Source organism: Dyella sp. (assembly GCF_036746095.1).
GTDB lineage: Bacteria > Pseudomonadota > Gammaproteobacteria > Xanthomonadales > Rhodanobacteraceae > Dyella_B.
Genome location: NZ_DAIOEU010000013.1, coordinates 34,558 through 53,374, shown reverse-complemented (window position 1 = coordinate 53,374; position 18,817 = coordinate 34,558). Strand labels below are relative to the sequence as shown.

The following is an 18,817-nucleotide window of genomic DNA, read 5'->3' as shown; positions in this document are numbered from 1 at the left end:
GCAAATCGCCACGTGCGAAGGTACGCCGTGCAAGATGATGCCCAAGGTGCCTGAGCAGGCGCTGGCGCAAACGCAAGCGTGGATTTGACCGCGGCACCGCGTGCAAGATGCTGGGGCCGCGTGTCGCCGACCCCAACTCGCGGGCGTCAGCCGCCTGTGGCGAATCCCGGATACAGCGTCATGCCGCCGTCGACGAACAATGTGGTGCCCACGACGTAATCCGAAAGATCCGAAGCCAGCCATACCGCCGCGCGCGCGATGTCTTCCGGCTCGCCGATGCGCCCGTAAGGCACCAGCGTCATCAGGCTTTTGTAGGCTTCGGGCGTATTCCATGCCGAGGTATTGATCGGCGTACGAATCGCACCGGGTGCAATAGCGTTGACGCGGATGCGATGCGGCGCCATCTCCTGCGCCAGGCTTTCCATCAATAGCTTGATGCCGCCTTTGGAGGTGGCGTAGTTGGCATGGCCCGCCCAGGCAATTTCCTGGTGCACCGAACTCATGCAGATGATTTTTCCCGCCGCGCAGGAAACGTCCGGAACGATCCCGCGACGCAGAAATTCGCGAACGGCTTCGCGCGCGCACAGGAACTGACCGGTAAGGTTGACGTTGAGCACCGTGTGCCATTGCTCCAGCGTCATCGCCGGGAAGGCGCAATCGCGTTGCAGGCCGGCATTGTTGACCAGGATATCGAGCGTGCCAAAACGCGCGATTACCTCGCGGAACATGGTGGCGACCTGCTCTTCGGAAGAGACGTCGGCGCGGTAAGCCTCTGCACTCGCGCCTTGGGCACGGATGGCCGCGACGACGTCATTCGCTGCCTGATCGCCGGTCACGTAGTTGACCGCGACATCGGCGCCGGCCTCACCCAGCGCGATCGCCACCGCGCGACCGATGCCGGAGTTGGCGCCGGTCACCAGCGCCCTCTGCCCCTTCAAGGTTTTGGGTATCAACAAAGGCGGCGCGGTGGAGCGTGTTACGGGCGTGGTGGTGTTCATGCTGGCCATCCTCGTCGTTGCCAAGGACGAAGCCTGTCGTCAGTGCCGTTGATTCGACGTGAGCGGCGTGACGATGCGATGTATCGATGCTACGCCGTGGCCGCCGCGCATGCCTCGTTGGCCGGATGCTCGGGTTTCTCATGGAGCAACAGGCGCGTGACGCCATTGGTCCAGCCGAAGCCATCCTGCAAGGGATATTCACCGCCGCCGCCACCGACCGCGCCGCCCGGTGGCACCACCAGCACGTATTTTTCGACCAGCTTGCTTTCGCGCTCGTACAGGCTGCCCACGGTTTGCAGCCAGCGGTGCGCGATCTCCTCGCCCAACGCATGCAAGCCGTAGCGGCGCAGGCCGCAGATGGCCAACCGCTGCAGCGGCGCCCAGCCGTTCGGCTTGTCCCATTGCTGCCCTGTTTTGCAGGCGGTGGCGCCCAGGCCGCCCTCTTCCATCAGCTGCGTGCGCAACGCTTCGGCCACCCGTACGGCTTGGTTTTGATTGGCCACGCCGACGTACAACGGCGCGCTGGCCGCCGCATTGATCGCTTCGCGCGGCGCATGGCGCTGCCAGTCGTAATCGAGAAAGCTGCCGGCGGTTTCATTCCACAACACGCGATTGATCGCTTCCCGGCGACGCTGCGCACGCAGTGCGAAAGCATCCGCCTGCTTGCGTTGGCCATCGGCACGGCTGAGTTCGGCGATCTGCCATTCCAGGTAATACAGGAAGGCATTGAGATCGACCGGCAGGATGGCGGTGGTGCGAATGGTTTCGAGCTTGCCCTCGTCGCACCAGCGTGAACTGAAATCCCAGCCCGATGCGGCACCGGCACGCAGGTCGCGATAGACCTCCGTGCTGGGCCGCGTGCTGCGGCGTGCGGTAAGCACGTCCTCCAGGTGCGATTCTTCGCGCGGTGTATCGCGATCGTCCCAGTAACGATTGAGCAGGCTGCCATCATCCAGCTTCACGCAATGACGGTGGGCATCATTCGGCCGCAGCGCTTCGGCGCCATCCATCCAGTAGTCGTATTCCTTGCACAGCTGCGGCAGCCAGGCGACCGCCTCATCCACGCCATGCTGTTCGAACAAGCCCACCATCAAGGCGAAAACCGGCGGCTGCGAACGGCTCAAATAATAGGTTCGATTGCCATTGGGAATGTGGCCGTAGGCGTCGATCAGGTAGGCGAAATTGCTCGCCATGCAATGCAACAGGTCGTGACGCCCACTTTCGGCCAGGCCAAGCATGGTGAAGTAGGAGTCCCAGTAATACAGCTCGCTGAAGCGCCCACCCGGCACGACGTAGCAATTCGGCAACGGCAGTAGCGACGACTTCGGCGGATGCAAGTCCGGACGACGCGTCAACACGTCCCACAGGCTGTCGATGTGTTCGCGCAAAGGTTGCCCGGGTACGGATACATAATGGCTGCGGTGCACCACGGGCGCATCGAAATGTGCATGCACGAACGCGGCGAGATCAAAATCCGGCTGGCCGCGTTGCTCACGGTACAACGCAAGAATGCGCTCGGGCTCACCCTTCGGCGCGCAGTCGACAAAGGTCTTGCTGTCGGCGAACACGCGGTTCATTTGCACGTCGACGAACAATTCCTGATAGCGGTCCGCCGGCGTCAGCGTATCGGCGGGTGCCACGCCTGCGGGCTTGATGCGTGGACTTGCGAGAGGCTGCGTGTTCATCACCGAAGTTTGCGCCGATTGGCAGTCGCCATGCTGGGCGAATCGCCACCCAAGTACAAAACGCTACGAACATGCCCGTGGAGCGCGGGTGAAGTCGCGGGTGATTCAAACCAGCCAGGGTACGAACGCTTCAATGCCGGGTGAGCTTGGCATCAGGCGTTTATTGCTGTTGCGGGAGTACCGCATGCATAGGGTGGATTTCGAAGCGGAATCCGCGTTCGGCCTTCATCACGGGATCGCCATGGATCAACGGCTCAGGTGCCATGTCGTCGGGCAGTTGCATGACGAGTATGCCGTACGCCGCCGCAGGATCCATCACCGGCCCGAACACTACGGCATAGCCTCTGCCCATCTGTTCGCGCCAATAATCGGCATGGTCTTTCATCAACGCACGTTCCTCCGGCGTGATGTCGGCGGGGAAGGTGGCGCGCGGGCCATGCAGCTTGCAGAAGAAGTGGCGCATGGCGCTAATCGGCGACGTCGGCGATCAGGCGATCCAGTTCGGCTTTCAACAACGCGCCGTTCTGGCGCAGCCAGTCACGCTGTTCGCGCCAATCCGGGAAAATCGCTTCCACGTGCGCCCAGAAACGCGGCGAATGGTTGCGTACCTTCAGATGGCACAACTCGTGCGCGAGCACGTAGCGCAAGGCGGCGGGGGGCGCGAGCGCCAGTGCGAGATCCAGATTGATGCGATCGCGCGTATCCAGGCTGCCCCACAGGCTTTTCATCGGGCGAATGCGCAAGGCGGTTGGCGCCAGTCCCAGTTGCGGTACGTAGCCGGCGAGCCAGCGCGACACGTCGCGGCGGATCTGCGTTTCGAAATACGACGCGAGCAAACCGCGCGCAACAGGCAGTGCACGGCTATGCGGACGTGGAATTTCCAGCGTGATGCCACCGTCGTGAGCGACCACGCGCGGATAGGCGCCCTCGGCCCAATCCAACGTGATGGCCTCGCCGCGGAAAGGAAACTCGATCGGCGTGCCGACACGCAATGGCGGCAGCGGATCGACCACGAGGTTGAGCTCGCCGAGCTTCTTCTCCAGCCAGTCGGCGTTGTGGCGCAGGAATGCATTGACCTGCGAGGGATGCGTGCCCTGCGGGTAGGTGATGCGTGCACCCTTGGTCGACACCGTCAGGCGCAGTCGCCGCGCCCGCGGATGCGATGCTTTGAGCACACGAATGGTATTGCCGCTGGGGGTTGCCAGCTCCAGCCAGTCACCGTCGAGATACGCCATGATTTAAGCCTTTCCGAACTGCTCCCAGGCCGAAGGGGAGGGTCTGGGCACAGGCAGAATGTGGGGTGCCGGGGCTGCGCGCAAGGGCTTTTTTCCCGCTGTCGCGGGAAGCGCGATCTGGCGCGCGTCTCAGGGAGCGTGGGACGGCTTTCGCCTCAATCTTCCCTCGAGAGGGAAGGCAATCCCGCACCCCGTCGCCCGGCGGAGACCGGGCCTCAGCGCCTTGGGCCCGCCAGCAAAGTCGCCGGGACGACGGGATGAGGCTTTATCGGGAATGGATGATTTACTCCGGCCTCGGCAGCCCGAACCATTCTTCCAACTTGCCCAGCAAGCGCTCCAACTCCAACGTCAGCAGCGCGAAACGCGCATCCATTTCCGCGGCGGCATCCTGCTGGCTATCGCCCAGCTCATCCACCACTGCATCGAGAAACTTCAGCTTGCGCACGACCAGATCTTCGCCAAGCACGAAGCTGATGCGCTCGTCGAACACCAGGCCAAGCTGGAACACCTGCTTGCCGTTGCGCAGATGTTCCTTCACTTCTTCCGCATCGAGATCCTGGCGGCGGCAACGCGCAATCGCACCGGTAGCCGTGGCTGGATCGCGCAGCTCGCATTCGTCGCCCAGCACGAGGCTGCCGGGCAGATTGCCGGTGGCAAGCCAGTCGGTCATCAATACGCGCGGGCTTTCTTCCGGCGCGAGCGGCACCGCGGGAAAACTGCCGAGTGCTTCGCGCACCTGGGTAAGCGCATTTTCCGCGCTTTTACGACTGGCTGTATCGAGCACCAGCCAGCCATGCTTGCGATCGACATAGGCGCCCATGCGCGAGCTGCGCACGAAAGCACGCGGCAGCAGTTCGGTAAGCAGGTCTTCCTTGAGGCGCTTGCGCTCGCGGCCACCGACCTTGCGGCCTTCTTCTTCGGCGATCTTCTGCACCTTGCGCTGCAGTTCGTCGTTCACCACGGCGGACGGCAGCAGCTTTTCCTCGCTGCCGACGGTGACGAGCGTGCACGCATTCACCGCGTGCGTCATCGGCGCTTCATCGCCGCGGCCGACCGGCGGCACGAAACCGCGCGTGCCCATTTCCAGCGGACCACAGGGACGCAGGCGATGATCGTTCAGCGCTTCATCGAGGCGGGTCAGGTCTTCGGCAACGGAGGGGGAGAAGCGGAACAGCGTGAGGTTGCGGAAAAACATGCTTTAGTCCGGTCACGAATGTCCGTCGTCCCGGCGCAAGCCGGGACCCAGCGTCTTTTTGCAACAGAAAGCCACTGGGCCCCGGCTTGCGCCGGGGTGACGAGAATGGAAGTGTTAGCGAATGACAGCCGCTACCGCAGCAACCACGGTATCCAGGTTGTTGCGATTCAACGCCGCCACGCAGATGCGGCCGGTGCCGATCGCATAGATCGCATGCTCTTCGCGCAAGCGATCCACCTGCGCCTTGCTGAGTCCCGAGTACGAGAACATGCCGGCCTGCTGCTGGATGAAGCCGAACTGCGGCGCACCGTTCGCGGCAAGCTTTTCCACCATGCCGGCACGCATGGCGTGGATGCGCTCGCGCATTTCGGTGAGCTCCTGCTCCCACAGCGCACGCAGCTCGGCGCTGTTGAGCACACCAGCCACCAGCGCACCACCGTGCGTGGACGGGCTGGAGTAGATGGAACGAATGATGCGCTTGACCAGCGACTGCACGCGCAACGCCTCGTCACGCGTCGCGCCGACGACCGACAGCGCACCCACGCGCTCGCCGTACAGCGAGAACGACTTGGAATAGGAGTTCGCCACCACGAACGAATCAATGCCCGATTCGGCGAACAGACGCACCGCCGCAGCATCCGCATCGATGCCTTTGTCAAAGCCCTGATAGGCCATGTCGATGAAGGGCATCAGCTTGCGGTCCTTCACCAGCGCCACGACCTGCTTCCACTGCTCGACCGACAGATCCACGCCAGTAGGGTTGTGGCAGCAAGCATGCAGCAGCACCACCGTGCCGGGCTCCAGCTTGTTGAGATCCGCCAGCATGCCGGCGAAATCCAGGCCGTTGGTGGCGGCGTCGTAATAGGCGTAATCCACCACTTCGAAACCGGCGGCGTTGAACACCACGCGATGGTTTTCCCAGCTCGGGCTGCTGATGGCGACTTTCGCCTTGGGCAGTGCCTTCTTCAGCAACTCCGCGCCTACGCGCAGCGCACCGCTGCCGCCGATGGTCTGCGAGGTCGCCACGCGGCCGGCGGCCAGCAGCGGCGATTCCGGGCCGAACACCAGCTTTTGCGTGGCCTGGGTATAGGCAGGCAAGCCGTCAATCGGCAGATAGCCGCGCGGCAGCGATTCCTTCGCCAGCGCTTCCTCCACCCGGCGCACGGCGCGCAGCACCGGAATGCGGCCGGTTTCGTCGTAATAGATGCCCACGCCCAGATTGACTTTGCCGGGACGCGAGTCGGCCACGAAAGCTTCGGTGAGGCCCAGGATCGGATCGCCTGGGGTCATTTCTACGGATGCGAAATGGGACACGGGTCTACTCGACTACAAAAATGAGGGAAAAGATATGGACGTCCAGACGTCCGCCTTGTACTTAGTGATTCTCGCCTTCGGTTCCCGCCAGCCAGCCATGCGCGTCGGCGCGCCTGGCACCTTCGCGCGAACCCAGCGAAGCGAAATCGAACAGTTTGCGATCCGCCAATTGCGAGGGCGCCACGTTGCCCAGTGCGCGAAACATGGTTTCGCCGCGTCCGGGAAACTGGCGCTCCCAATCCTGCAACATGCGGCCGACCGCCTTGCGCTGCAAATTCTCCTGCGAACCGCAGAGATTACAGGGAATGATCGGAAACTGCTTGTACTCCGCGTAGTCGGCAATGTCGCTCTCTTTGCAGTACGCCAGCGGACGGATCACCACGTGGCGACCATCATCCGAGCGCAGCTTCGGCGGCATCGCCTTCAGGCTGGCCTGATGGAAGAGGTTGAGGAAGAAGGTGGCGAGCATGTCGTCGCGATGATGGCCCAGCGCGATCTTGGTGACGCCGTTCTCCGCCGCCCACCTGTACAGCGCACCGCGACGCAGGCGCGAGCACAGGCTGCACATGGTCTTGCCTTCCGGAATCACGCGGGTGACCGTGCTGTAGGTGTCCTGCTCGATGATGTGGAACGGCACGCCGCGCGCTGTGAGGTATTGCGGCAGCACATGCTCGGGAAAGTCCGGCTGCTTTTGATCCAGGTTCACCGCGACCAATTCGAAGCGCACCGGCGCCTTGCCCTGCAGTGACAGCAGCACGTCGAGCATGGTGTAGGAGTCTTTGCCGCCGGACAGGCACACCATCACCTTGTCGCCCTCTTCGATCATGTTGAAGTCGGCGATGGCCTGGCCGACCTGGTGGCGCAAGCGCTTGGCCAGCTTGGCGGCTTCATAGGCACGCTTGCGGGCGAGATCGGGAACAGCCTCGGGATGGGCAGACATGGGCGGCATCGGGATACGGCGGGCAGACGCGTATTGTACCCATCCCGCCGGCCATATCCGGGCGCGCTACAATTGCAGCTTCTTCGCCGCCGCCCGTGCAACGCTGCCATGCAGGTCCAGGACCCCGCCCAGATCGCCCATTTGCTGGCCGAATTGCGCCAGGAACACCGCGACCTGGACGTGGCGATCCAGCAGATGTCCAACTCGATCGGCTGCGACGAACTGCAGATCACCCGCATGAAGAAGCGCAAGCTGCTGTTGAAAGACGCGATTGCGCGGCTGGAAAGCAAACTCATCCCGGATCTGGACGCCTGATGACTCTTACCCCGACGACACTCCAGGACGATCACGTCCTGTTGGAACCCCTCGCCCTGCACCACGCGCCCGACCTGGAAGCCGCGGCGGCGGATGGCCAATTGTGGAACCTGTGGTTCACCAGCGCCCCGGCACCGGGCGAAGCCAAGGCATACATCGAAAAAGCGCTCGCTGGCCTCACGGCCAACGCCATGCTGCCGTTTGCGGTGCGCGAGAAGACCAGCGGCCAGATCGTCGGCACCACGCGCTTCTACGACTTCGCACCGGAACTGCCGCGCATCGCCATCGGCTACACCTGGTATGCGAAACGCTGGCAGAGGAGCCACCTCAACACTGCCTGCAAGCGCCTGTTGCTGAAGCATGGCTTCGAGGCGCTCGGCTGTGTGGCGGTGGAATTCCATACCGACGGTCGCAATCAGGATTCGCAACGCGCGATCGAGCGCCTGGGTGCGCACAAGGACGGCGTGCTGCGCGCACACAAGCGCCGGCCGGATGGCACGCTGCGCGATACCGTGTGCTACTCGATCATTGCGAGCGAATGGCCGGACGTGCAGCGTTGGCTGGATATACGGCTGGCGCGGCTGAGCGCACAGTGAAATCCAGATGGCCCTGTAGGCAGGGATGACAATTCCGGCCTACTTTGGGCTGCCGGATGCTGGGATTGCCATCCCTGGCTACGAAGGTCCGGCAAAGGCGTTCAGGCGCTGAATCCACCGTCGATCATCAGATGGGCGCCGGTGATGAACCCTGCCTCCGCGCTTGCGACATACGCCACCATCCCCGCGATCTCGTCCGCTTCGGCATGGCGCGGCAGCGCCATCATGCCGTGCAGATCCTTCGCAAAGTCGCCCGCTTCGGGATTCATGTCGGTGTTGACCGGTCCGGGCTGCACGTTGTTGACCGTGATGCCCCGTGGCCCCAGATCGCGCGCCATGCCTTGCACGAGGCCCTTGAGGGCGGATTTGCTCATCGCATAGACGGCGCCGCCGGTAAACGGCATGCGGTCCGCGTTGGTGCTGCCGATGTTGATGATCCTTCCGCCCGCGCCCATGTGCGGCAGCACCGCCTGGCTGGCAACGAACACCGCCCGCACGTTCACGTCGATCGTCTGGTCGAAGTCCTCCAGCGGCAGCGTCTCGATGGCGCCAAACTTCAGCACGCCGGCGTTGTTGACCAGGATGTCGATCTTGCCGAAGTGGCTTGCCGCTTGATGGATCGCCTGCCTCAGGGCGACGGGATCGCCCGCATCGGATTGAATCGCGAGGGCTTGTCCGCCTGCCTCCTTGAGGCCGGTCGCCAGTGCTGCCGCCAGATCCGCCGAGCCTCGATAGGTGAATGCGACCGCTGCGCCATCGCGCACCAGGCGCCGGACGACGGCGGCGCCGATGCCGCGGGCGCCGCCTGTCACGAACGCCACTTTGCCCTTGAGATTCGTTGCCATGTTTCGCTCCGTCGAGGTGGTAGAGACAGGAGCATATCGGCAACGGAGGGAAGCCTTAGTAGGCGAAATTCGCGCCGATCCGGTTCTAGCGGCGATATGGCATGAACGCCTCAAGCCTGCTTGAATCCTTTCACGTCACGCGATCGACGATGCAACGAACGCGCTTCACCATCTTTTTTGGCTGCTAAACGCGCTCGCATTTTAGTTTCCAATGCAACGACACTTGGTTGCGCATGAAACCAAACCGGACGCGAGTGCTTGATACATATGGACGTTTAGCCATCCATACACATGCGAATCGACAAATTGGAAAATTTCTCATAAAAAAATAGTTGACACGTCCGAGCGGCATGCCGTACGGTCGACGACATGCCGCAACGCAACAGCCACCGCGAATTCATCGCTGCGATCCGTCCACCGACGCTGATCGACATGCTGCCGGTCGTCGGCCTCCTTCTTATTTCCCTTGTACTCGTACTCCTCATTACCAACGGAGGTGCGGGCTGAGGACGCGTGTCAAGGTAAAGCAAAACTAACCTAGATACCCCCAAAGAACCCCGCACCCACCAGGATGCGGGGTTTTTTATCGCCCTCGTCATCACCGAAACGGAGCCAGGCAATGACCTCTGCAACAGCACAACCGAACGACCCCGGTGAAAGTACGGAAAGTGCCGAAGATCGCGTACGCATTTTCGACACGACCCTGCGCGACGGCGAACAAGCGCCCGGATTTTCGATGGATCGACGCGCAAAGTTGTGCATGGCACAAGCGCTGGAATCGCTGGGCGTCGATGTACTGGAAGCGGGGTTCCCGCAAGCCTCGCCGGATGATTTCGCCGCCGTCGAGGAAATCGCCCGGAGTTTGCACAACACCACCGTCTGCGCCTTGGCGCGATGCCAGACCGGCGATATCGACACCGCCGCCCGCGCACTGGAACGCGCCCACCGATCCCGCATCCACCTGTTTCTTTCCACCAGTCCGCTGCACCGCGAACACAAGCTCGGCATGAGCAAGCAGCAAGTACTGGATACCGCCGTCGCTTCCATCCTGCACGCGCGCAAATACTGCGCAGACGTCGAATTTTCCGCCGAAGACGCATTGCGCACCGAGCCGGAATTCCTGGTCGAAATCTTCAGCGCCGCCATCGCCGCCGGCGCGACCACGGTCAACGTGCCGGACACCGTGGGCTACACCACGCCGGCCGAGATCTACGAACTGTTCGCCTACCTGCACCAGCACGTGCGCGATGCGCACAAGGCGGTGTTTTCTTCGCATTGCCACGATGACTTAGGGATGGCCGTCGCCAACAGCCTGGCCGCCGTCAGCGCTGGCGCACGCCAGGTGGAATGCACCATCAACGGCATCGGCGAGCGCGCCGGCAATGCCGCGCTGGAAGAAATCGTGATGGCGCTGAAAGTGCGTGCGCCGCGCTTCGGCCTGCGCACCAACATCGACACGCACAAGCTTTACCCCACCTCGCGCCTGCTGACCCAGGTCACCGGCCAGGCAGTACAGCGCAACAAGGCGGTGGTGGGCGACAACGCATTCGCTCACGAATCGGGCATCCACCAGCACGGCATGCTCAAGCATCGCAGTACCTACGAAATCATGCGTCCGGAAGACGTCGGCATTGCCGAAACCACGCTGGTGTTGGGCAAGCATTCCGGCCGCCACGCTCTGCGCCAGCGCCTGGAAGCACTGGGACACGCGCTGGACGACGGAGCGCTGGACAGCGTGTTCAAGCGCTTCAAATCCCTGGCCGACCGCAAGCGCGAAATCCGCGACGAAGATCTGGAAGCGCTGGCCTTGAACCAGGATCCGGACGCCACTGGCCCATGGCACCTCACCCAGCTCAATACCAACTCGCACCTGGGCGGCAGCGCCTCGGCCACGGTAAAACTGAGCCACGAAGACGGCCGCGAAGTCGGTGAAGCCGCCATCGGCGACGGCCCGGTGGATGCCGTGCTGCGCGCGATCGAACGCGCCACCGGCACCGACATGGTGCTGACGCGCTTTCAGGTACGCGCCATCAGCGAAGGCGGCGATGCGCAGGGCCAGGCGCAACTCATCGCCCGCCACGCCAAGCGCGACTGGCATGGCAGCAGCGTCAGCACCGACATCATCGAGGCGACTGCGCATGCCGCGCTCGCCATCGTCAATCGCATCGCGCGGCAGGACCGTGACAGCAGCGCCGCACCCGCACTCCAAGGAGCCATCGCATGAGCACGCCCTTCCTTTGGCACAACGGCCGCATCAAGCCCTGGGCTGAAGCCACCGTACACGTCAGCACGCACGCCCTGCACTACGGCTCGTCCGTCTTCGAAGGCGAGCGCGTGTACGCGACACCGGAAGGACCTGCCTATTTCCGCTTGGTCGAGCACACACGCCGCCTGTTCGAATCGGCACGCGTGTACGAAATCGAGATCGGCTACAGCGAAGATCAGATCAACGAAGCTTGCCTGGAAGTGATTCGCGCCAATCGGATGGCATCGGCTTACGTACGACCGATTGTCTTTCGCGGCGCCGGCGGGCTCGGCGTTCTCCCCAGGGACGGCGCGCCCGTCGACGTCGCGATCATGGCTTTGGAATGGGGTGCGTATCTGGGCGAAGCGGCCGAGCGCGGTGCGGACGTGTGCGTGTCCTCGTGGAATCGCCCTGCCCCGAACACCTTCCCGAGCTGGGCCAAGGCGGGCGGCAACTACCTGAGCAGTCAGCTGATCGGCATGGAAGCACGCCGCGGCGGTTACGACGAAGGCATCGCGCTGGGCTACAACGGCCTGCTGAGCGAAGGCGCCGGTGAAAACCTGTTCCTGGTCAAGCGCGGCAAGCTGCTGACGCCACCGTCGAGCGCCGGCATCCTGGCCGGCATCACGCGCGACTCGGTGATCACGCTGGCCAACGACATGGGCTATGTCGTGGAAGAACGCGATCTGCCACGCGAGGCGCTGTACACCGCCGAGGAAATCTTCATGACCGGCACCGCCGCCGAGATCACGCCGGTGCGTTCGGTGGATCGCAAAGCGGTCGGCAACGGCACGCCAGGCCCGATCACGCGTGCGCTGCGCGATGCCTTCTTCGGCCTGTTCGACGGTCGCACGCACGACCGTTACGGCTGGCTGACCCACGTTGAAACCATTGCCGCAAAGGAAGTTGCATGAGCGCGCGCACGCTATTTGAAAAAATCTGGGCCTCGCATGTCGTAGCCCCCGAAAGCGCCGATACCCCGGCCGTGTTGTATATCGACCTGCACCTGGTGCACGAAGTCACCTCGCCGCAGGCATTCAGCGAACTGCGCGCACGCGGCTTGAAACTGCGCCGTCCCGATCGCACGCTGGCGACACTGGACCACTCCACCCCTACGTTGCCGGCCGCGGCGAACGGTGAGCGGCCGTACGCCAATGCCGAAGCGAAAGCGCAGGTTGCGCAGCTGGAAGCCAATTGCCGTGAATTCGGCGTACAGCTGTACGGCTGGGACAGCAGCGATCGCGGCATCGTGCACGTGATCGGCCCCGAGCTGGGTGCCACGCAGCCGGGCATGACGATCGTCTGCGGCGACAGCCACACCTCCACGCACGGTGCGTTCGGCGCGCTGGCGTTTGGCATCGGCACCACCGAAGTCGGCCACGTGATGGCCACGCAATGCCTGCTGCAACGCAAGCCGAAAACCTTCGCCATCCACGTCGACGGCAAGCTGCCGCGCGGCGTGGGTGCGAAGGACCTGATCCTGCACATCATCGGCGAGATTGGCGTCGACGGCGGCACCGGCTACGTGCTCGAGTACCGCGGCGAAGCGATCGAAACATTGTCGATGGAAGAGCGCATGACGGTGTGCAACATGTCGATCGAAGCCGGCGCGCGCGCTGGCCTGATCGCGCCGGATGAAACTACCTTCGCATGGCTGAAAGGCCGTCCGCGCGCGCCGCAAGGCGCTGCGTGGGATGCCGCCGTGCAGCGCTGGCGCGGCTTGCGCAGCGATGAAGGCGCCAAGTACGACCGCGAAGTGCGCATCGACGCCAGCCAGATCCGCCCCACTGTCACCTATGGCACGCATCCGGGCATGGCGATCGCGATGGACAAGCCGGTGCCCGCCGCCCGCAACGCCGTCGAACAACGCGCTTTGGATTACATGCAGGCGAAGGCGAACCAACCGATGCAGGGCACGTCGGTCGACGTGGTGTTCATCGGCAGCTGTACCAACTCGCGCCTGTCCGATCTGCGCGAAGCCGCGAACGTGATGCGCGGCCGTCATGTGGCTAATGGTGTCCGCGTATTGGTCGTGCCTGGCTCCGAAGCGGTGCGCCGCGATGCGGAGAAGGAAGGCTTGCACGAAGTGTTTTTGGCTGCCGGTGCGGAATGGCGCATTCCCGGTTGCTCGATGTGCATCGCCATGAATGGCGACTTGGCACAGCCGGGCCAGCTGGTCGTCAGCACGTCCAACCGCAACTTCGAAGGTCGCCAGGGCAAGGGCGCACGCACCGTGCTGGCTAGCCCGGCCACCGCTGCGGCATCTGCGATTGCCGGTGCGATTGCCGATCCACGCGAATACCTGACGGAGGTGGCTGCATGAAGCCCGTAACCCGCATCCACGCGCGCACCGCTGTGCTGCTGGACGAAAACATCGACACCGACCGCATCATCCCCGCGCGCTTCCTCACCACCACCGAGCGCGCGGGCCTCGGCAAGTTCTGCTTCAACGACTGGCGCTATCGCCAGGACGGTAGCGACAACCCGGATTTCCCGCTCAACAAGCCGGAAGCCAAGGGCTGCTCGATCCTTGTGGCCGGCCGCAATTTCGGCTGCGGCTCCTCGCGCGAACATGCGCCGTGGGCGCTGCTGGATTACGGCATCCAGGCCGTGCTGTGCAGCGAAATCGCCGACATCTTCCGCGGCAACGCGCTGAAGAACGGCCTGCTCGCCATCGTGCTGGATGAAGCCGAGCATCGCTGGCTGTTGAAGAACCCCGGCATCGAGCTGTCCATCGACGTGCGCGAGCAGGCGATCGCATTGCCGGACGGCGGACGCATCCGCTTCCAGCTGGAGGCCTTCGCACGGCATTGCTTGCTCAACGGCGTCGACCAGCTGGGTTTCCTGCTGCAACACAACGACGCAATCACCCACTACGAACACGAACAGGAGAAAGCGGCATGAAGGCGCGCATCGTAACCCTGCCCGGCGACGGCGTAGGTCCGGAAGTTCTCGACGCGGCCGTTGCCGTACTGCAAGCCGTGGCCGAACGCAGCGGCCACACGTTTGAATTCGAATCGCACCTGATCGGCGGCTGCGCCATCGATGCCACCGGCGAGCCGCTGCCGGCTGCCACGCTGGAAGCCTGCAAGAAAGCCGACGCCGTGTTGCTGGGCGCCGTGGGTGGGCCGAAGTGGTCCGATCCGCAAGCAAAGGTGCGCCCCGAACAGGGCTTGCTCGCCATCCGCGCTGCGTTGGGCGTGTTTGCCAACCTGCGTCCGCTGCAGGTGCATCCGACGCTCGCCTCGCTGTCGCCATTGAAGAATGAAAAGCTGAAGAACGTCGACGTGTTGTTCGTGCGCGAACTGACCGGCGGTGCGTATTTCGGTGCGAAGACGCGCACCACCGATACCGCCACCGACGAGTGCAAGTACACCGTCGCCGAGGTCGAGCGCGTCACGCGCCGCGCGTTCGAGCTGGCGCGCGAACGTCGTCAGCATGTCACCTCCGTCGATAAAGCCAACGTGCTGGAAACCTCGCGCCTGTGGCGCAGCACGGTCACGCGTATCGCCGCCGAGTATCCGGACGTGAAGCTGGAACATCAGCTGGTCGATTCCATGGCGATGCTGTTGCTGACGCAGCCGTCGCGCTACGACGTGGTCGTCACCGAAAACCTGTTCGGCGACATTCTCACCGACGAAGCCGCTGCCCTGGCCGGTTCGCTGGGTCTGCTGCCATCCGCCTCGCTGGGCGAAGGCAAAGTCGGCTTGTACGAGCCGATCCACGGTTCCGCACCGGATATCGCCGGCCAGGGCGTGGCCAATCCGCTGGGCGCCATCCTTTCCGCCGCGCTGCTGCTGCGCCACTCGCTGGAGCTGGATGTGGAAGCGACCACCATTGAGGCCGCCGTCAGCCACGTGCTGACCAATGGCCCGCACAGCCGCGATATCGGCGGCAAGGCCGGCACGCAGGCGATCCGCGATGCAGTCATCGCCGCGCTGGATGACGTCGCCACGCCCGCTTTTCTCAGCGGCTTGCGCGCATGCGGCTGAGGAGGCGCGATGCATAGCGCCCCGCTCAAACCATTTCGTCTATCCACTCACACAACCAAACCAACACATACCGACGCAGGAGTCACCGCATGAGCACCACCGCCACCACCGAATCGCTCGCCAAGGCACGCATCGCCGTGCTTGGCTACGGCAGCCAGGGCCGCGCCCACGCGCTCAACTTGAAAGACTCCGGCCTGGACGTCGTCGTCGGCCTGCGCCCGAACGGCCCCACCTGGAATAAAGCCGTTGCCGACGGTTTCCACGTGGTCGAGCCGGGTGAAGCCGTGCGCGGTGCGGACCTGGTCGCCGTGCTGACGCCGGACATGGTGCAGGCCACGCTGTACAAGCAATCCATCGAACCGAACATCAAGCCCGGCGCAGTACTGCTGTTCGCGCACGGCTTGAACGTACATTTCAAGATGATCGAGCCGCGTAAAGACATCGACGTGGTGTTGGTCGCGCCGAAGGGTCCGGGCGCACTGGTGCGTACCGAATACGAACGCGGCCGCGGCGTGCCCTGCATCTACGCGGTGTACCAGGACGTGAGCGGCCACGCTGAAGAGAAGGCGACTGCTTACGCCGCCGGCCTGGGCGGGGCGCGCGCGATGCTGATCAAGACCGACTTCAAGGAAGAGACCGAAACGGACCTGTTCGGCGAGCAGGCCGTGCTGTGCGGCGGCGCCAGCGAGCTGGTGATGAAGGGCTTCGAAGTGCTGGTGGAAGCCGGCTACCAGCCCGAGATCGCTTATTACGAAGTGCTGCACGAACTGAAGCTGATCGTGGACCTGTTCTACGAAGGCGGCATCACCAAGATGCTGGAGTTCGTCTCCGAAACCGCGCAGTACGGCGACTACGTCAGCGGTCCGCGCGTGATCGACGCCGCCACCAAGGAACGCATGAAGGGCGTGCTGAAGGACATCCAGGACGGCACCTTCACGCGAAACTGGGTCGCCGAATACCAGGCCGGTTTGCCGAACTACAAGAAGTGGAAGCAGGCGGACCTCGATCATCCGATCGAACAGGTCGGCGCCAAGCTGCGCGCACGCATGGCGTGGTTGCAGTCCGGCGCCACGGCGCAGCCAGCACTGAAGAAGGTTGGTTAACCACCATGCGGCGCTCACCCGGCTCCCCCTGTCTCCGGCCCGTGAGCGCCGCATGGTTTCTTACAGGAAGGTATCCATGAAACGGTTCCACATCGCACTTGCCGTGCGCGACCTCGGCGCTTCCATCGCCGACTACAGCATGCGCCTCGGCCAACGCCCGAACGTGGTGGTCGAGGGCAAGTACGCGATGTGGCGCACCGACCTGCTGAATTTCTCGATCAACCAGAACGCCGAGCGTGCCGGCCAATTGCGGCACATCGGCTTCGAGGATGACCAGGCGGCAGGCTTTACCAGCACCGCGGACGTGAACGGCATTGAGTGGGAACTCTTTTCCGCACAAGCGCAGGACGAACGCATCGTGGAGATGTACGGCGTGCCCGTTCGGGCTTGATGGCCACGCCGCTCCACACCGTTTCGCTGATCACTTCAACCGCGCACACGCTTTAGACATAACAAGGGAACGACGTGAACATGCCACTGCTGAAACCTACACCCGCCGCCGAGGCCGAACCGGCCATCGCGCGCCATCCGCTGGCAGGTACTGCCATGAGCGGTGCGGATGTCGTCGTACAAGTGTTGGCGGATGAAGGCGTCGAGGTATTGTTTGGGTATTCCGGCGGGGCGATCCTGCCCGTTTACGACGCCGTGTTCCGTCACAACGCCGAGCATTTGCGTGCGGATGGCAGCGAGCCGATGCCGCTGATCGTACCGGCCAACGAGCAAGGCGCGGGTTTTATGGCGGCCGGCTTCGCCCGTGCATCGGGCAAGGTGGGCGTGGCGATCGTCACGTCTGGGCCTGGCGCCACCAACACGGTGACGCCGGTGCGCGATTGCACCGCCGATTCGATTCCGATGGTGGTGATCTGCGGCCAGGTGGCGACGCAAGCGATCGGCAGCGATGCGTTCCAGGAAGCGCCGGTCAGCAACATCATGAGTTCCTGCGCCAAGCACGTGTTCCTGGTGACCGAAGCGGACAAGCTGGAAGCCACCCTGCGTACCGCCTTCACCATCGCACGCAGCGGCCGGCCCGGGCCGGTCGTCGTGGACGTGCCCAAGGACGTGCAGAACACCACGGTCGTGTTCGACGGCAAGGAAGAATTGCCGTTACCCGGTTATCGCGCGCGCTTGCGCGCCATCGAGCAGGCCACGCTGAGCGATGCCGACTGCGCGACATTTTTCCAGGCGTTGCTGCAGGCCAAGCGTCCGCTGATCTACGCCGGCGGCGGTGTCATTGCCAGTGGCGCATCCGCTTTGCTGCGCCATTTTGCCGATGCGTTTGCGCTTCCCGTCACCACCACCCTGATGGGCATCGGCAGTGTCGATACCACGCATCCGCTGGCGCTGCACATGCTGGGCATGCACGGGACTGCGTATGCGAACTACGCGGTGGAAGACTGCGATTTTCTGTTTGCATTGGGTGCGCGATTCGATGACCGCGTTGCCGGCGTACCATCGCAATTCGCGCCGAAGGCGAAATTCATTGCGCATATCGACATCGATCCGGCCGAGATCAACAAGGTGAAGCCCGCCGATTGGCATCACGTCGGCCCGTTGGATCGCGCGCTGCAGCGGCTTACGCAATATGGCGAGGCGCATGGTCATCAGCCGGCATTGGCCGATTGGCACGCCCACATCGCGGCGCTGAAACGCGAGCACGCGATGAACTACGATCGTGACAGCGCTCTGATTCAACCGTACGCGGTACTGGAAGAAATCAACCGGCACACGCAGGGCCGCGCCATCATCAGCACGGGCGTCGGCCAGCATCAGATGTGGGCCGCGCAGTATCTGCAATTCCGCGATCCTCGGCACTGGCTCACTTCCGGCTCGATGGGCACGATGGGTTTTGGCTTGCCTGCCGCCGTCGGCGCGCAATTCGCGCGGCGCGATGCCTTGGTAATCGACGTGGACGGCGACGCCAGCATCCGCATGAACCTGGGCGAGCTGGAAACCGTCACCACCTATGGGTTGCCGGTAAAGGTGCTGGTGCTCAACAACGTCGGCGACGGCATGGTGCGGCAGTGGCAGAAACTGTTCTTCAAGGGACGCTTTGCCTCTTCCGACAAGAGCCTGCATCGCAAGGATTTCGTGCGCGCCGCCGAAGCCGACGGTTTCGGCTGGGCGCGCCGCCTGGACCGCCGCGAAGACATGGCCGCCACCATCGCCGAGTTCCTGGCATTCGAGGGCCCGGCGTTCCTGGAAGTGATGATCGATCCGGATGCCGGCGTGTACCCGATGGTCGGCCCCGGCGCCAATTACTCGCAAATGATCACCGGCGATTTCATCCCCGCCCGCCAGGTGGCCCATACGGGCGAAGTCGCAGCCCCTGACGCATTTTGAGTTCACCCCACCCG

General features: G+C 63.6%; 19 protein-coding genes. 11 read left to right on the top strand and 8 right to left on the bottom strand.

Annotated elements, in window-relative coordinates; translation table 11 throughout:
• Window positions 1-146: 146 nt before the first annotated feature.
• From V7M64_RS08260 to ttcA, 7 genes are all read right to left on the bottom strand, one after another.
• The gene (locus V7M64_RS08260) at window positions 147-998 is read right to left on the bottom strand and encodes an SDR family oxidoreductase (protein ID WP_333678480.1); all 852 of its coding nucleotides are present in this window, start codon (window positions 996-998) and stop codon (window positions 147-149) included.
• An 89-nt stretch (window positions 999-1,087) separates the two neighbouring features.
• Window positions 1,088-2,683 carry an alpha,alpha-trehalase TreF gene (gene treF, locus V7M64_RS08255; protein WP_333678479.1) on the bottom strand — a complete coding sequence of 532 codons (1,596 nt, stop codon included), beginning with the start codon at window positions 2,681-2,683 and terminating at the stop codon, window positions 1,088-1,090.
• A 160-nt stretch (window positions 2,684-2,843) separates the two neighbouring features.
• Window positions 2,844-3,146 carry a hypothetical protein gene (locus tag V7M64_RS08250; RefSeq protein WP_333678477.1) on the bottom strand — a complete coding sequence of 101 codons (303 nt, stop codon included), beginning with the start codon at window positions 3,144-3,146 and terminating at the stop codon, window positions 2,844-2,846.
• Between the two features lie 4 nt (window positions 3,147-3,150).
• Window positions 3,151-3,921 carry a SprT family zinc-dependent metalloprotease gene (locus tag V7M64_RS08245; protein WP_333678526.1) on the bottom strand — a complete coding sequence of 257 codons (771 nt, stop codon included), beginning with the start codon at window positions 3,919-3,921 and terminating at the stop codon, window positions 3,151-3,153.
• Window positions 3,922-4,201: 280 nt separating this feature from the next.
• A complete protein-coding gene (locus V7M64_RS08240) occupies window positions 4,202-5,113 on the bottom strand; it encodes a recombination-associated protein RdgC (protein WP_333678475.1) in 912 nt (303 codons plus the stop codon).
• A 114-nt stretch (window positions 5,114-5,227) separates the two neighbouring features.
• A complete protein-coding gene (locus tag V7M64_RS08235) occupies window positions 5,228-6,427 on the bottom strand; it encodes an amino acid aminotransferase (RefSeq protein ID WP_333678473.1) in 1,200 nt (399 codons plus the stop codon).
• A 61-nt stretch (window positions 6,428-6,488) separates the two neighbouring features.
• Window positions 6,489-7,367 (bottom strand): tRNA 2-thiocytidine(32) synthetase TtcA, encoded by an 879-nt coding sequence (gene ttcA, locus V7M64_RS08230; protein ID WP_333678471.1) that lies wholly within the window; start codon window positions 7,365-7,367, stop codon window positions 6,489-6,491.
• A 108-nt stretch (window positions 7,368-7,475) separates the two neighbouring features.
• On the opposite strand from ttcA, the gene V7M64_RS08225 reads away from it, so the two are divergent.
• Together V7M64_RS08225 and V7M64_RS08220 are read left to right on the top strand one after the other, a co-directional pair.
• A complete protein-coding gene (locus V7M64_RS08225; RefSeq protein WP_324148184.1) occupies window positions 7,476-7,682 on the top strand; it encodes a DUF465 domain-containing protein in 207 nt (68 codons plus the stop codon).
• Window positions 7,682-8,278: a GNAT family N-acetyltransferase gene (locus V7M64_RS08220; RefSeq protein WP_333678467.1), complete on the top strand. Its 597-nt coding sequence runs from the start codon at window positions 7,682-7,684 to the stop codon at window positions 8,276-8,278. Before V7M64_RS08225 ends, V7M64_RS08220 begins: the two co-directional genes overlap by 1 nt.
• Before the next feature lie 101 nt (window positions 8,279-8,379).
• Here V7M64_RS08220 and V7M64_RS08215 read toward each other — a convergent pair whose 3' ends face one another.
• Window positions 8,380-9,099 carry an SDR family oxidoreductase gene (locus V7M64_RS08215; protein WP_333678465.1) on the bottom strand — a complete coding sequence of 240 codons (720 nt, stop codon included), beginning with the start codon at window positions 9,097-9,099 and terminating at the stop codon, window positions 8,380-8,382.
• Between the two features lie 393 nt (window positions 9,100-9,492).
• Between V7M64_RS08215 and V7M64_RS08210 the strand changes: the two genes are divergently transcribed.
• The 9 genes from V7M64_RS08210 to ilvB all read left to right on the top strand — a co-directional run bounded on the left by V7M64_RS08210 (window position 9,493) and on the right by ilvB (window position 18,803).
• Window positions 9,493-9,630, top strand: a complete 138-nt coding sequence (locus V7M64_RS08210) for a hypothetical protein (RefSeq protein WP_333678464.1) — start codon at window positions 9,493-9,495, stop codon at window positions 9,628-9,630.
• Window positions 9,631-9,742: 112 nt separating this feature from the next.
• A complete protein-coding gene (locus V7M64_RS08205) occupies window positions 9,743-11,347 on the top strand; it encodes a 2-isopropylmalate synthase (protein WP_333678463.1) in 1,605 nt (534 codons plus the stop codon).
• Window positions 11,344-12,282 carry a branched-chain amino acid transaminase gene (locus V7M64_RS08200; protein ID WP_333678461.1) on the top strand — a complete coding sequence of 313 codons (939 nt, stop codon included), beginning with the start codon at window positions 11,344-11,346 and terminating at the stop codon, window positions 12,280-12,282. The genes V7M64_RS08205 and V7M64_RS08200 overlap by 4 nt, the downstream gene beginning before the upstream one ends.
• Window positions 12,279-13,691 (top strand): 3-isopropylmalate dehydratase large subunit, encoded by a 1,413-nt coding sequence (leuC, locus tag V7M64_RS08195; RefSeq protein WP_333678460.1) that lies wholly within the window; start codon window positions 12,279-12,281, stop codon window positions 13,689-13,691. The genes V7M64_RS08200 and leuC overlap by 4 nt, the downstream gene beginning before the upstream one ends.
• Complete coding sequence (gene leuD / locus V7M64_RS08190) at window positions 13,688-14,272, top strand: 3-isopropylmalate dehydratase small subunit (RefSeq protein ID WP_333678459.1); 585 nt, start codon at window positions 13,688-13,690, stop codon at window positions 14,270-14,272. The genes leuC and leuD overlap by 4 nt, the downstream gene beginning before the upstream one ends.
• Entirely contained in the window at window positions 14,269-15,360 is a 1,092-nt protein-coding gene (gene leuB, locus V7M64_RS08185; RefSeq protein WP_333678458.1) for a 3-isopropylmalate dehydrogenase, read from the top strand. Before leuD ends, leuB begins: the two co-directional genes overlap by 4 nt.
• A gap of 89 nt (window positions 15,361-15,449) precedes the next feature.
• Entirely contained in the window at window positions 15,450-16,463 is a 1,014-nt protein-coding gene (ilvC, locus tag V7M64_RS08180; protein WP_333678457.1) for a ketol-acid reductoisomerase, read from the top strand.
• A 76-nt stretch (window positions 16,464-16,539) separates the two neighbouring features.
• On the top strand, window positions 16,540-16,854 hold the full coding sequence (locus tag V7M64_RS08175; protein ID WP_333678455.1) for a hypothetical protein: 315 nt from the start codon (window positions 16,540-16,542) through the stop codon (window positions 16,852-16,854).
• 80 nt (window positions 16,855-16,934) lie between these two features.
• A complete protein-coding gene (gene ilvB / locus V7M64_RS08170) occupies window positions 16,935-18,803 on the top strand; it encodes a biosynthetic-type acetolactate synthase large subunit (protein WP_333678454.1) in 1,869 nt (622 codons plus the stop codon).
• The last annotated feature ends 14 nt before the right edge of the window (window positions 18,804-18,817 follow it).

Coding starts and splice junctions, on each gene's coding strand:
- ttcA (WP_333678471.1), bottom strand. CDS start 7,367: ATGTCTGCCCATCCCGAGGCTGTTCCCGATCTCGCCCGCAAGCGTGCC.
- V7M64_RS08205 (WP_333678463.1), top strand. CDS start 9,743: ATGACCTCTGCAACAGCACAACCGAACGACCCCGGTGAAAGTACGGAA.
- V7M64_RS08220 (WP_333678467.1), top strand. CDS start 7,682: ATGACTCTTACCCCGACGACACTCCAGGACGATCACGTCCTGTTGGAA.
- leuB (WP_333678458.1), top strand. CDS start 14,269: ATGAAGGCGCGCATCGTAACCCTGCCCGGCGACGGCGTAGGTCCGGAA.
- V7M64_RS08210 (WP_333678464.1), top strand. CDS start 9,493: ATGCCGCAACGCAACAGCCACCGCGAATTCATCGCTGCGATCCGTCCA.
- ilvC (WP_333678457.1), top strand. CDS start 15,450: ATGAGCACCACCGCCACCACCGAATCGCTCGCCAAGGCACGCATCGCC.
- V7M64_RS08260 (WP_333678480.1), bottom strand. CDS start 998: ATGAACACCACCACGCCCGTAACACGCTCCACCGCGCCGCCTTTGTTG.
- ilvB (WP_333678454.1), top strand. CDS start 16,935: ATGCCACTGCTGAAACCTACACCCGCCGCCGAGGCCGAACCGGCCATC.
- V7M64_RS08225 (WP_324148184.1), top strand. CDS start 7,476: ATGCAGGTCCAGGACCCCGCCCAGATCGCCCATTTGCTGGCCGAATTG.
- V7M64_RS08200 (WP_333678461.1), top strand. CDS start 11,344: ATGAGCACGCCCTTCCTTTGGCACAACGGCCGCATCAAGCCCTGGGCT.
- leuD (WP_333678459.1), top strand. CDS start 13,688: ATGAAGCCCGTAACCCGCATCCACGCGCGCACCGCTGTGCTGCTGGAC.
- V7M64_RS08175 (WP_333678455.1), top strand. CDS start 16,540: ATGAAACGGTTCCACATCGCACTTGCCGTGCGCGACCTCGGCGCTTCC.
- treF (WP_333678479.1), bottom strand. CDS start 2,683: ATGAACACGCAGCCTCTCGCAAGTCCACGCATCAAGCCCGCAGGCGTG.
- V7M64_RS08250 (WP_333678477.1), bottom strand. CDS start 3,146: ATGCGCCACTTCTTCTGCAAGCTGCATGGCCCGCGCGCCACCTTCCCC.
- V7M64_RS08240 (WP_333678475.1), bottom strand. CDS start 5,113: ATGTTTTTCCGCAACCTCACGCTGTTCCGCTTCTCCCCCTCCGTTGCC.
- leuC (WP_333678460.1), top strand. CDS start 12,279: ATGAGCGCGCGCACGCTATTTGAAAAAATCTGGGCCTCGCATGTCGTA.